This is a genomic window from Neobacillus sp. PS3-34 (assembly GCF_030915465.1).
In the GTDB taxonomy this organism is placed as follows: Bacteria; Bacillota; Bacilli; order Bacillales; family Cytobacillaceae; genus Neobacillus_A.
Map to the genome: position 1 here is coordinate 891,827 of NZ_CP133267.1, position 11,979 is coordinate 903,805.

Consider the following 11,979-nt stretch of genomic DNA (forward strand, 5'->3'; position numbering starts at 1 on the left):
AAGGGGATTCCCCCTTCTATTTTATCCGTTCTGTATCCTAAAGGTCTAGTATTAATATCTGCCTTTTATTCGGTTACTCGATAGAGAAAATAAAGGAATAAAGCGGCTGCTTGCCATTATGGATTTCAACTTCTACATCAGCGAAATTTTCTTCCACAAATTGTGCCAGGCTATTAACTTCCTCTTCGTTAACCCCTTCACCCTGAATAATGGTGAGAATTTCCGAATCCTCATCAAGCATAGCTGAAAGCAAGGCTTCGGCCGCCTTCATTCTGTCGCGGTTTTTCACGATAATTTTACCGTCAGCAATTCCCATAAAATCATCTTTTTCAATTTCCAGCCCATCAATGCTAGTATCACGTACAGCAAATGTGATTTGGCCAGTTTTAACACGCTTTAGTGCTTCATTCATTGAAGACTCATTCGTCTTAAAATCTGCACCTGGATTAAATGCAAGCAGTGCAGAAAGGCCTGAGGAACTGTCTTTGTTTGAATGACAGATACTTCTTCCTCTGCTACTTCTGCTGCCTGCTGTGCTGCCATAATGATATTTTTGTTGTTAGGCAAAATATAGACTTTCTTAGCATTTACATCTTTAATCGCTTTGACGATATCCTCTGTGCTTGGATTCATCGTTTGGCCGCCTTCAATAATTGCATGGGCTCCAATGCTTCTGAATAAGTCTGCGATTCCTGCTCCCATTGAAACCGTTACAATACCATATTCCTGCTTTTCTTTCTTTTGAGCAGGTTTTTCCGATACAAGCGGTGTATGTGTTTCACCAACAATATTCGTATGCTGCTGGCGCATATTCTCGATTTTAATATTGATCAGGCTTCCGTAGCGCTGCCCATAGCTTAGCACTGTTCCCGGCTGTTCTGAGTGGATATGGACCTTTACAAGTTCTTCATCCGCAATGACTAATAAGGAATCACCATATTGGCTTAAATCCAAACGGAAATTTTCTTCTTTAAACGGATTATTGGCTAATTTATCAGCTTCAAATCTCACCATCATTTCCGTACAATAGCCAAATTCAATATCTTCTGTATTGAGGTAGCTTTGTACGCTTTTGTGATGCTCTGCACTCACCAATTCATTCATTGAAGGCAGCGCGGCTGGCGAATCTGGGAGCTGTTCTCCTTTTAATTCAGCCAAAAAGCCTTCATAAACAAAAACAAGTCCTTGTCCGCCGCTGTCAACGACACCTACTTCCTTTAAAACTGGGAGCAGGTCTGGAGTCCGTTTTAAGGATTCCCGTGCTTCAGCAAGCACTTCCTCCATGATTACAATAACGTCATCGCTGTTTTTGGCAGCCTGTACGCCTCTTTTGGCTGAATCCTTCGCAACAGTCAGAATGGTTCCTTCTACCGGCTTCATTACTGCCTTATAAGCTGTTTCCACACCTAAGTCCAAAGCTGCAGCAAAGTCCTTGCCTGAGATTGCCGCTTTGTTTTCAATCGCCTTTGCAAAACCTCGAAACAATTGGGAAAGGATAACGCCAGAATTTCCGCGTGCGCCCATTAAAAGTCCTTTGGAAAGAGCAACCCCAACTTTCCCAATATGATCCTGTACGTTATTTTTTACTTCTTTCGCACCTGAGGTCATAGATAAATTCATATTTGTTCCTGTATCACCATCGGGAACTGGAAAAACGTTTAAGGCATCAACCATATCTGCATTTGCAGAAAGATGATTCGCACCCTGAATCACCATCTCTGCAAAACGTTTTCCGTCTAATGCTGTTATTGACACAAAACTTTCCTCCTCACTGAGGTTCGTTACTACGAAAAAAAGGTTCGTGCACGAACAAAGTGATCGATATGATCCATTTGTTCGTTTTGCGAACTTACGGGTTCGTAACTCGAACTCCCTGAACATAAATATTTACCGAGTCAACGGCCAGTCCAACAGTTTGATCAAGCGTGTATTTTACCTTCGATTGCACGTTATGGGCAATTTCTGAAATTTTCGTTCCATAGCTGACAATTATATACATATCAATATGTACTTCCTCGTTTTCCTGGCGGACAATCACACCCCGAGTGAAGTTTTCTCTTCTTAAAATTTCTGTAAGGCCGTCTTTAATTTGACTTTTTGACGCCATACCGACAATTCCATAGCAATCTGTTGCTGCTCCACCTGCGATGGTTGCGATAACTTCATTCGAAATATCAATTTGTCCGTACTTGGTTTTTAATTCGATGGACATGGAACGTTCCCCCTTTGGAAAATTACTCCTTGGCTACAGTCATTTTACTATAGACATTGCAATTTTGAAAGTCATACTTGCTTTGATTACTATAAAGCCTGCAAACTGAATCAATGTCAAGGTTTTTTTCTTGAAAGCTTTCTTCACAAGTATTGCATTCAGATACGTTGTGTGATAAATTATTAAAGTATCTTTAGGCAGAAATATGGCCAAGCCATTTTTCTCAATGAAACGGATGGCAACATCTGAATTTGTTAATAAAAGCATGAAAGCTTTTTGTAGTTAAGGAGGGAAATAAATATGCCACGTAAATGTGTTATCACTGGTAAGAAAACAACAACTGGTAATGCACGTTCTCACGCTATGAACGCTAACAAGCGCACATGGGGTGCAAACCTTCAAAAAGTACGCATTCTTGTTGATGGAAAGCCAAAGCGTGTATGGGTTTCTGCAAGAGCGTTAAAATCAGGTAAAGTTGAACGCGTTTAATATCGATTAGACATCCTTCAATGGGATGTCTTTTCTTTATTTTTACCCAAATGGCAAAAAATAAAAGCACCTTCAGAAAAGGTGCTAAAAACGGTTCAGAAAGGTTGTCTTTCTATTTGGCAGACAGCAAACATTAACAGCTATTCGTTTTTCTTAAATGCTCCAATCATCGCCCGGACAAGCCCGCCCAAAAACCTCGGCAGTTTAATCGTATAAAATTTCATACTGTCCCTCCTCACCATATCACACGTTTACAGCCTTCAACCGTGTGCCCTTATCATCCTATTCAATAAAGAAAAATAAGTACTTAATCTGCAGAAGCAATTTAATCGCGGCTTCTTACCACTATTAATATGCCTTCAGAAAATGAAAAAGTACCTTCTTCATTAATAAGTTCATTACTAATACATAGTGTAGATCCGATGGAAATATGACAGTCATTTAAAGGATATTTAAATCCTTCAAGTGTGATACCCTTAACTTCTAAGGTAAGCGGGAGAAACGAAGTATACATTTTTTCCTGGATTCTCTTTATTTTGTATATGCCGGGCCCTTTTACGAAAACGGTGTTTTGTTTGTCAATAAGATGAATTTCACAGCCACTTCCGCTAAATAAAGGCTTTAAAAGCAATTGAATGTTGGCCAATAAGTGGTCAAGCCTACCCCCGGTGCAGCCAAAAATTCTAATTTCAGACGGGTTCTGTTCAATTGCCCAATTCAAGGCAATTTCCATATCTGTTTCGTTCTTTTCTGGTTTATATTTCTTTAAGGACTCCACTTTTTGCCTTATTAACTGCCATTCTGCTGCTGTTACAGAATCGAAATCCCCAAAAGCAATATCCGGTACAATCCCTTTTGATAAAAGGGTAAAAACTCCTCTGTCAACACCAACCCAAGTACCGTTTTTGGCTGAATATGTGTCCAGTTCAGGGACTTGCTCTAACGGGCCACCCGCCAAAATATTTATAATCATCTTATTTACATCCCCTCTTCATTAACCGAGCATATAGAAAAGCCAGCATTGTCTGCTGGCCAATAAAACTATCCTCTTAATGCTGAAATGGCTTTTTCTCTGTCTGCCTCATTGTAAATAGCCGACCCAGCCACAAGAACATTTGCTCCAGCTTCTATACAAAGCTTGGCGGTTTCACTATTAACCCCGCCGTCCACTTCAATCTCAATATTAAGCCCTTTATCCTGAGCCATTTTCTTAACCGCTGTGATTTTTGAAAGGACATCAGGGATGAACTTTTGTCCGCCAAACCCTGGATTTACGGACATCAATAATACCATATCGATATCTGCTAAAACATGCTGGATCGTTTCAACAGGTGTAGCAGGATTCAAAACAACTCCCGCCTTCACACCAAAGGATTTAATATGGTGTATAGTCCTGTGGAGATGCCTGCACGCTTCAACATGGACTGTAATATAGTCGGCACCTGCCTTAGCAAATGCTTCAATATATTCGTCGGGATTTTCAATCATTAAGTGAACATCTAATGGGAGCTTTGTCACCGGCCTGATTGCATCCACAATTAATGGACCTATTGTGATATTTGGCACAAAATCGCCGTCCATAACATCAACATGAATATAATCTGCCCCGCCCTGTTCAACGTCCTTAATTTCTTCCCCTAATCTGGAAAAGTCTGCAGACAAAATGGAAGGTGCAATTTTTACCATATTCAATACCTCGGCTTTCTTTCTCTAATTTCCTGTAAAAAATCAAGATAATGTTCATAACGGTATCCAGGGATTTCACCTGCTTCAACAGCAGCCTTCACTCCACACTTTGGTTCCTTCAGATGAAGGCAGCCTCTGAACTTGCAGTTTTCACTTGCCCGTTCCAAATCCGGGAAACAGAAGTTCAGCTGTTCTGCCTCAATATCCATAAATTCCAAAGAACTGAAACCGGGAGTATCGGCAATCAGACCGCTGCCAATTTCAATCAGCTCTACATGACGGGTCGTATGCTTACCCCTTCCGAGATGGGAGGAAATATCATTAGTCTTCAATTCCAGGCCTGAGCGCATTTAGCAAGGAAGACTTTCCGACACCTGATTGACCGGCAAATACCGATATTTTATTTTCAATATGAGGATACAGCTTTTTAAGGCCGCTTCCGTTTCAGAAGAGGTCAGGATAACTTCATAACCCGCTGCCCTATACTCCTCAGCAAATTTTTCGATTTTCACTTTTTCCCCGTCACTTGCTAAATCGATCTTTGTAATACAAATAAGCGGGTTAATATAATTGAATTCCACGAGAACAAGAAACCGGTCAAGCAATGTCGTGCTGAAGTCAGGCTCAACTGCAGAAAAAACAAGAATCGCCTGATCCACATTGGCAATTGGCGGCAGGACAAGCTCATTTTTTCGGTCCTTCACTTCCATGATATAACCTTCCTGCTCATTATCAGCCTGAAACACTACGTTATCACCTACAAGGGGGGTGATTTTATTTTTCCGAAAAACCCCTCTTCCGCGGCATTGCGTCAATCGACCTTCAGAAATCACATAGTAAAAACCGCTTAACGCTTTAACAATTTTTCCTTCTGCCATAGAAGCACTCCTTGAAATAATAGTTTTAAGAGCAGTACGTACAAAAAGTCACGACTGCTCTTAGAAATCAAAAAATTTATTTAGGATATTGAACTACTTTGTCAATGATCACTTCATTGTCCCTCATAACCTTATATCCGGCATTTTTTCCATATTGAACCATTAATTTGATCTGCCGCTTTTCATTTTTGGTTATATAGAAGGTATCAACTGGTTCTGTCATACTGTTTTCCATGTCTTCGATGTATATCTGTACTTGCTGAGGCTGTCCTGGAATTGATGGTTCGTAAGAAATCTCGACTTCTTCTGTAACCTGTTTAGGCGGGATTTCCTCTTTGCCTTTCGAAAGCACAACTGTAACAGTATCACCTCTTTTCAGCTCTGCTCCAGGTTCAGGACTTTGTGAGATAACCATATCTGCAGGAACATTTTCATCATAAGCCTGCTGCGACATATCGATAACAAGGCCTGTGGAATCAGCATAATCCTTAAGCGTTTTGGAGTTATACGCAGATAAATCTTTAAGGATAATTTTATGCGGTCCTTTACTCACTTCAAAGTTTACTATGGTATCTTCCGGGACCACCTTTTTGCCTGCCGGTGGATCCTGGCTAAGAATCGTGCCAGGGTCGCTGTCATCATAGACTTCCGTTTCTGTAATGTCTTTAAAGTTTTTGTCCTTTAGCAATGTTAATACATCTTCATATTGGCGACCTTTGTAGTCGACAATTTCCAGCTTTTCCTTGCCTATACTTTCATAAAGATCGATTCTTGATCCTTCTTTAGCTGTATCTCCTCCATTTGGGTCAGTCTTTATGATTTCCCCTTCTGGAATGCTTTCATCGTTAATCTTCTTTGTTTTGCCTATCACAAATCCTTTTGCCTCTAATTTTGATACAGCCTCTTCCAAATTCATTCCACTCACATTTGGCACATTGATATCTTTAGGAGAGAACCATTTTGGAAAAACTGTAACCGTCATCAACGCTAGAAGGACAAGAATAACGAAGGTCGTAACAAGAATGATTGGCCACTTCTTACGTTTTTTCTTTTTAGGCTCCTGTACAGGAGTCTGTTTGTCTGCATTTCCGTTCTTATCGTTTCCATGAACCATCGTTTCATCCAGGTTTTGAAAGGGACGGTCATCCGTAATAATTGGAATGGCCTTAGTAGCTTCATCATCTGCTGGAATGATAAATTTCGGTTCGTTTATCCGATTTGGATAAAGTGCTGTCTGCAGGTCTACTTCCATTTCATCAGCATTGTTATAACGATGGAAGGGATCCTTGGCAGTGGCTTTTAAGACAATGTTTTCAACACTTTGTGGTATATTCGGATTCCATCTTCTTACAGATGGGGTTTCCGATTGTAAATGTTTAAGAGCAATGGAGACAGCAGACTCTCCCGAAAAAGGCAGCCTGCCCGTCAAAAGCTCAAACATGACAATGCCAAGTGAGTAGATATCCGATTTTTTGTTTGCCATGCCTCCGCGTGCCTGTTCGGGAGATAAATAATGGACCGAACCCATCACAGAATTGGTCTGTGTTATGCTTGTCGCACTCAATGCCATGGCGATGCCAAAATCGGTTATTTTTACATTCCCATTACGGTCTACCAGGATATTATGAGGTTTTATATCCCGATGGACGATATGATTGTGATGGGCATGAGAAATCGCCGAAGTCAGCTGTTTCATAATCCCTAAAGACTCTTCCACTCTCAGTGGTGAATTTTGCTGTATGTATTGTTTTAATGTTTGTCCTTCGACAAATTCCATGACGATATAATAAAGATCATCTTCTTCACCCACATCAAAAATATTTACGATATTTGGATGTACAAGACTTGTAGCCGATTGTGCTTCACGATGAAAACGGCGGATAAATTCCTCATCATTTGCAAAATCGAGCCTAAGCATTTTAACGGCAACGTCGCGGTCTAGGATCATGTCATGGGCCAGGTAAACATTCGCCATGCCGCCCCCGCCAATCATATCCAATATTTTATAACGGCCGCTAATTCTTTTTCCTATTAACATTTATAGCTCACCCTCAATGCCTGCTAAATAATCAACAATCGCCAGGGTAATATTATCTTTGCCGCCATATTTGTTCGCAAGTGAAATAAGCGTTGAAGCTTTTTGTTCAAGCGATTCATCATTCGTAAGAATTTCCATCATCTCAGTTTCTTTTACCCTGTCGGAAAGCCCGTCAGAACAAAGCAAGAGTCGATCCCCTTCTTCAAACATGATGGTACAGATATCCATATCAACTTGCTCTTCTGTTCCCAATGCCCTCAGGACAACATTCTTGTGAGGATGATACTCGGCATCTTCCTTTGATATCTGGCCGGATCTCACCAGCTCATTCACTAAAGAATGATCCTCCGTTAATTGCTTAAAACCCATTTCGTTCAATAAGTAGCCCCGGCTGTCCCCTATATTGGCAATTGTTACAAAACCGTCGGTACAAACTGCAGCTACAATGGTTGTACCCATTCCGTCACACTCTGTATTCTTTTGGGCATGCTCAAATAAAATGATATTCACATCCAGAATGTGCTCCTTTAGCCAGGACTCAGCATCTGCAGCAGTTAAAATACCTTCTGTCTTTTCCCATGTTGTTTTCAAATGAATAACTGTCATATTGCTTGCCACATCACCGGCACGGTGACCGCCCATGCCATCTGCAACGATGGCCAGGCGGTGTCCGTCAAGGTTAATGAAAACCCCGCCGGAATCTTCGTTATTAAGTCGTACCATTCCTTGATCTGTCATATAAACAGCTTTCATACCTTCACCTCGTCTCTTCTTTCCGCTCCTTTGCACGAAGTTGTCCACATGCTGCGTCTATATCAGAACCGTGCTCACGGCGTATTGTTACGTTAATACCATGTTTTTTTAATGTTTTTTCAAAAGCAAAGATCTCGTTTTTCGGCGTCCGCACATAATCCCTTTCAGGGACATAGTTTACAGGTATCAAATTGACATGGCATTTAATCCCTTTTAAAAGGCGCGCCAATTCTTCTGCATGCTCAACCTGGTCATTTACGCCACCAAACAGGCCGTATTCAAAGCTGATACGTCTGCCGGTCTTATCGATATAATACCGCACTGACTTCATTAAGTCATCAAGTTTATATGCTTTATTAATCGGCATTAATCTTGAACGAATTTCTGTATTAGGCGCATGAAGAGAAATCGCAAAATTGATTTGCATATTTTCATCGGCAAATTGATAGATTTTTGGAACAATGCCGCTCGTTGAGACTGTAATATGGCGAGCACCGATATTAAGCCCTTTATCATGGTTGATAATTTTTAAAAAGGAGAGCATGTTATCGTAGTTATCGAATGGCTCGCCAATTCCCATAATTACAACTGAGCTGACTCTTTCCTCTGTTTCATCAAGAGCCTGTTGTACCGTTACAACCTGGGCGACAATTTCGCCAGCTGTTAAATGGCGTTTAAGTCCGCCAAGAGTAGAGGCACAGAATGTACAGCCGATTCGGCAGCCAACCTGAGTGGTTACACAGACCGAGTTGCCGTAATCATGTCTCATTAAAACTGTTTCAATTGAATAACCATCGTGAAGTTCAAATAGGAATTTAATCGTTCCATCTGCAGACTGCTGTCTGATTGCAGTCTTAAGCGTAGTGATTTGAAAATTGTCCGATAGCTTGTCACGAGTTGATTTTGACAGGTTGCTCATATCTTCAAAGGATACGGCTCTCTTTTTATAAAGCCAGTCAAAAACCTGTTCGGCACGGAAGGCCTTTTCTCCATTATTTGAAAGCCATTCCTTTAATTCATGCAGTTCCAAAGAATAAATGGATGGCTTTTCTTTTTCCAATGATGTTCCTGTATCAGTTGTGTTTAATTGTTCCAACTGCTACACCTTCTTTCTTAGGCACGCTATATAAAATCCGTCTGAACCTATATGCTGCGGTAATATTTGTAAATCAAATCCAGTAATCAAGGGGCGAATAGCTTCCGGCATGCGTTCGGCAAATTCCGTGTCACCTTCAAACTCGGGATGCTCCTTTAAAAACGAAGTAACAGTATTCTCATTTTCCTCTTTATCCACTGTACACGTACTATATACGAGAATTCCACCTTTTTTAATTAAGGGGGCAACAGAATTCAAGAGATTTTGCTGAATGCTGGCTAACTGGATGATGTCTTTTTCGTTTTTTGTATACTTGATGTCTGGCTTTCTGCGCATTACACCAAGGCCAGAACACGGGGCATCAAGCAGGATTTTGTCAAATGATTCTTCCTCAAAATGTTCTCCAGCTTTGCGGCTGTCCATCGCAATAGTGGTAATATTTCTCAACCCTAATCTTGATGCAGTTTCCTTGATCAATTTTACTTTATGCTCATGCAAATCGAGTGAAATAATTTCTCCTCTATTCTCCATTTTCTCGGCAAGATGTGTGCTTTTTCCTCCTGGAGCGGCACAGGCATCCATTATACGCTCGTTTGACTTTACATCAAGTGCATATGCAACCATCATCGAGCTTTCATCCTGAATGGTGAGAAAACCCTTTTTAAAAGCAGTGGAAGAAGCCATATTCCCTTTTAGAGCGATAATTGATTCTGGAAGGATCGGACTTTTTTCTACAAAGAAACCATCCTCTTCCAGCATACCAAGACATTCTTCCCGTGATATTTTCGTTAAATTAACTCTTGCTGTTTGTACAGGTGCGGTAAGATTCAATTCACACATTTCTTCGGTTTTCTCTAATCCGAATTGATCGGCCCATCTTGATACAAGCCATAAAGGGGTGCTCGATTCGATAGAAAGCCTTTCCAGCGGGTCCGTAATTTCCTCAAGAGATGGCAAACCTTGACGCTGTATACTGCGCATCACACCGTTTACCATGCCTGAAATACCTTTATGACCTTGCTTTTTGGCAATTTCTACTGCCTCATGAATAGCAGCGTGATCAGGAACCCTATCAAGATACACCATTTGATAGAGGGTCATCCTTAATAAATTCATCACCCAGCGTTCCGTCTTGCTGCCATTCTTTATGAAAGGTTTCAAAAAGAAATCAAGCGTCATTTTTCTTTGCAGTGTTCCATAAACCAACTCTGTTAATAATCCAATGTCTTTAGTTGGCAATTGATTTTTTTCAATTGCATTATGCAAAAGCAAATTGCTGTATGATTGATTTTTTTCAATCGCATCCAGTATTTCCAGCGCGGTTTCACGCACATTTTTTTTCTTTCCCATTTTATTCTCCTAGCTTCATTCCTGATGTGATTTTTGCCCCGGAACCTCTAAGGAACTGTTCAGCCGCCATTTTTGTTTTTCCTGATGGCTGAAGCTCCGTAATCTTTATGGCAGTGCTGTTTCCTGTCTGGACGACAATTCCATCTGAATGGATGTCCACGATCGTACCTGGTGTTTTATTGCTGTCATGGGCCATCTTTACAGTTTGCCAGATCTTTATCACTGCACCGTCCAATGACGTGTAAGCTACAGGCCATGGATTCATCCCGCGAACCTGGTTATATATTTCTTCACCTGTTTTGGACCAGTCGATTAATTCCTGTTCTCTTTTGATATTATAGGCAAACGAAACGTCCGCTTCGTTTTGCGGTATCGGTGTAAGTTTATATTCGAGCAGGAGCGGCAGGGTATCTGACAGGAGCTTTGAACCGGCTGCGCTTAATTTATCATGAAGGGAACCCACATTGTCCTCTTCCGTAATCGGCACCTCGACACGAGTTAAAATATCTCCCGCATCAAGCTTTTCGACCATATACATAATGGTAATGCCGGTCTTTTCTTTCCCCTGGATAATCGAATAATGGATTGGCGCGCCTCCCCTTAATTCCGGAAGAAGTGAGGCATGAACATTTATGCAACCATATTTCGGAGCATCCAGAAGCTCCTTGGGCAAAATTTGTCCAAAAGCTGCCGTAACAATCAGGTCAGGATTAAGGGTGAGTATTTTTTCAAGCTCTTCCTTTTGCCTTATTTTTTCTGGTTGAAAGACAGGAATACCGTGTTTTACTGCTTCAACCTTAACAGGCGGAGGAGTTAAAGTCCTTTTTCTTCCAACCGGGCGGTCAGGCTGGGTTACTACACCAATTACTTCATAGCCGTCTTCGATAATTTTTCTTAAAACTGGCACCGAAAAATCGGGAGTGCCCATAAAAACAATTTTTGTCATTCCTTTTCCAACCCTTCCAACTCTTCTTCAGTCAAATATTTTGTCACTTTTGTGGTAAACAAAATACCGGATAGATGATCTATTTCATGCTGGATTGCCCTTGCCAGAAAATCCTCTGCTTCCAAAGTATACTTTCTTCCTTTTCTGTCAAAGGCTTCAATCTTCACATAAAACGGCCTTGTCACTTCACCATATACGCCGGGAAAACTTAAACAGCCTTCCGGGCCGGTCTGTTCTCCTGAAGTTTCGATAATTCTCGGATTAATCATTTCAATTGTTCCGTGTTCATCATCGACATCGACGATGGCAATTTGCGAATCAATTCCAATCTGAGGTGCCGCAATACCGACCCCATCAAATTCAATCATTGTATCATACATATCATTTAATATCTTCACAAGCTTTTTATCAAAAACCTCTACCTGCTTACAATCCTGTTCAAGAATTTCTGCAGGATAAGTTACAATTTTTCGTATAGACAAAGCTGCTCCTCCATTTATTCTTTACTTTTTATAATTTATAAAACAAAAA

At 40.9% G+C, this 11,979-nt stretch carries 11 protein-coding genes and 2 pseudogenes; 1 reads left to right on the top strand and 12 read right to left on the bottom strand.

All coding sequences use genetic code 11. The features are described from left to right. Positions 1–73 precede the first annotated feature (73 nt). Together RCG23_RS04435 and RCG23_RS04440 are read right to left on the bottom strand one after the other, a co-directional pair. A pseudogene (locus RCG23_RS04435) lies at positions 74–1,881 on the bottom strand (DAK2 domain-containing protein). Then, complete coding sequence (locus RCG23_RS04440; protein ID WP_308178753.1) at positions 1,850–2,212, bottom strand: Asp23/Gls24 family envelope stress response protein; 363 nt, start codon at positions 2,210–2,212, stop codon at positions 1,850–1,852. Before RCG23_RS04440 ends, RCG23_RS04435 begins: the two are co-directional and overlap by 32 nt. A 300-nt stretch (positions 2,213–2,512) precedes the next feature. Here RCG23_RS04440 and rpmB point away from each other — a divergent pair, with 300 nt between their 5' ends. Beyond that, the gene (rpmB, locus tag RCG23_RS04445; RefSeq protein WP_090830093.1) at positions 2,513–2,701 is read left to right on the top strand and encodes a 50S ribosomal protein L28; all 189 of its coding nucleotides are present in this window, start codon (positions 2,513–2,515) and stop codon (positions 2,699–2,701) included. 140 nt (positions 2,702–2,841) lie between these two features. Here the strand turns inward: rpmB and spoVM are convergent, their stop codons facing one another. From spoVM to def, 10 genes and pseudogenes are all read right to left on the bottom strand, one after another. Next, positions 2,842–2,925: a stage V sporulation protein SpoVM gene (gene spoVM, locus RCG23_RS04450; protein ID WP_007087787.1), complete on the bottom strand. Its 84-nt coding sequence runs from the start codon at positions 2,923–2,925 to the stop codon at positions 2,842–2,844. A gap of 101 nt (positions 2,926–3,026) precedes the next feature. Next, positions 3,027–3,674: a thiamine diphosphokinase gene (locus RCG23_RS04455; protein WP_308178754.1), complete on the bottom strand. Its 648-nt coding sequence runs from the start codon at positions 3,672–3,674 to the stop codon at positions 3,027–3,029. A 68-nt stretch (positions 3,675–3,742) separates the two neighbouring features. Further along, positions 3,743–4,387, bottom strand: coding sequence for a ribulose-phosphate 3-epimerase (gene rpe / locus RCG23_RS04460; RefSeq protein WP_308179963.1), 645 nt, complete (start codon positions 4,385–4,387; stop codon positions 3,743–3,745). A 2-nt stretch (positions 4,388–4,389) separates the two neighbouring features. Beyond that, positions 4,390–5,265 (bottom strand): annotated as a pseudogene (gene rsgA, locus RCG23_RS04465) (ribosome small subunit-dependent GTPase A). A 76-nt stretch (positions 5,266–5,341) separates the two neighbouring features. Beyond that, complete coding sequence (gene pknB / locus RCG23_RS04470) at positions 5,342–7,303, bottom strand: Stk1 family PASTA domain-containing Ser/Thr kinase (RefSeq protein WP_308178755.1); 1,962 nt, start codon at positions 7,301–7,303, stop codon at positions 5,342–5,344. Continuing rightward, complete coding sequence (locus RCG23_RS04475; protein ID WP_308178756.1) at positions 7,304–8,056, bottom strand: Stp1/IreP family PP2C-type Ser/Thr phosphatase; 753 nt, start codon at positions 8,054–8,056, stop codon at positions 7,304–7,306. Between the two features lie 4 nt (positions 8,057–8,060). Beyond that, positions 8,061–9,152 carry a dual-specificity RNA methyltransferase RlmN gene (gene rlmN, locus RCG23_RS04480; RefSeq protein ID WP_308178757.1) on the bottom strand — a complete coding sequence of 364 codons (1,092 nt, stop codon included), beginning with the start codon at positions 9,150–9,152 and terminating at the stop codon, positions 8,061–8,063. 3 nt (positions 9,153–9,155) lie between these two features. Then, entirely contained in the window at positions 9,156–10,502 is a 1,347-nt protein-coding gene (gene rsmB, locus RCG23_RS04485) for a 16S rRNA (cytosine(967)-C(5))-methyltransferase RsmB (protein WP_308178758.1), read from the bottom strand. A 1-nt stretch (position 10,503) separates the two neighbouring features. After that, positions 10,504–11,448 (bottom strand): methionyl-tRNA formyltransferase, encoded by a 945-nt coding sequence (fmt, locus tag RCG23_RS04490; RefSeq protein ID WP_308178759.1) that lies wholly within the window; start codon positions 11,446–11,448, stop codon positions 10,504–10,506. After that, positions 11,445–11,930, bottom strand: a complete 486-nt coding sequence (gene def, locus RCG23_RS04495) for a peptide deformylase (RefSeq protein ID WP_308178760.1) — start codon at positions 11,928–11,930, stop codon at positions 11,445–11,447. Before def ends, fmt begins: the two co-directional genes overlap by 4 nt. Between the last annotated feature and the right edge of the window lie 49 nt (positions 11,931–11,979).

Excerpts from the sequence above, each read along its gene's own strand:
- rsmB (WP_308178758.1), bottom strand. The coding sequence starts at position 10,502 with ATGGGAAAGAAAAAAAATGTGCGTGAAACCGCGCTGGAAATACTGGAT.
- pknB (WP_308178755.1), bottom strand. The coding sequence starts at position 7,303 with ATGTTAATAGGAAAAAGAATTAGCGGCCGTTATAAAATATTGGATATG.
- spoVM (WP_007087787.1), bottom strand. The coding sequence starts at position 2,925 with ATGAAATTTTATACGATTAAACTGCCGAGGTTTTTGGGCGGGCTTGTC.
- RCG23_RS04475 (WP_308178756.1), bottom strand. The coding sequence starts at position 8,056 with ATGAAAGCTGTTTATATGACAGATCAAGGAATGGTACGACTTAATAAC.
- RCG23_RS04455 (WP_308178754.1), bottom strand. The coding sequence starts at position 3,674 with ATGATTATAAATATTTTGGCGGGTGGCCCGTTAGAGCAAGTCCCTGAA.
- RCG23_RS04440 (WP_308178753.1), bottom strand. The coding sequence starts at position 2,212 with ATGTCCATCGAATTAAAAACCAAGTACGGACAAATTGATATTTCGAAT.
- rpmB (WP_090830093.1), top strand. The coding sequence starts at position 2,513 with ATGCCACGTAAATGTGTTATCACTGGTAAGAAAACAACAACTGGTAAT.
- rpe (WP_308179963.1), bottom strand. The coding sequence starts at position 4,387 with ATGGTAAAAATTGCACCTTCCATTTTGTCTGCAGACTTTTCCAGATTA.
- fmt (WP_308178759.1), bottom strand. The coding sequence starts at position 11,448 with ATGACAAAAATTGTTTTTATGGGCACTCCCGATTTTTCGGTGCCAGTT.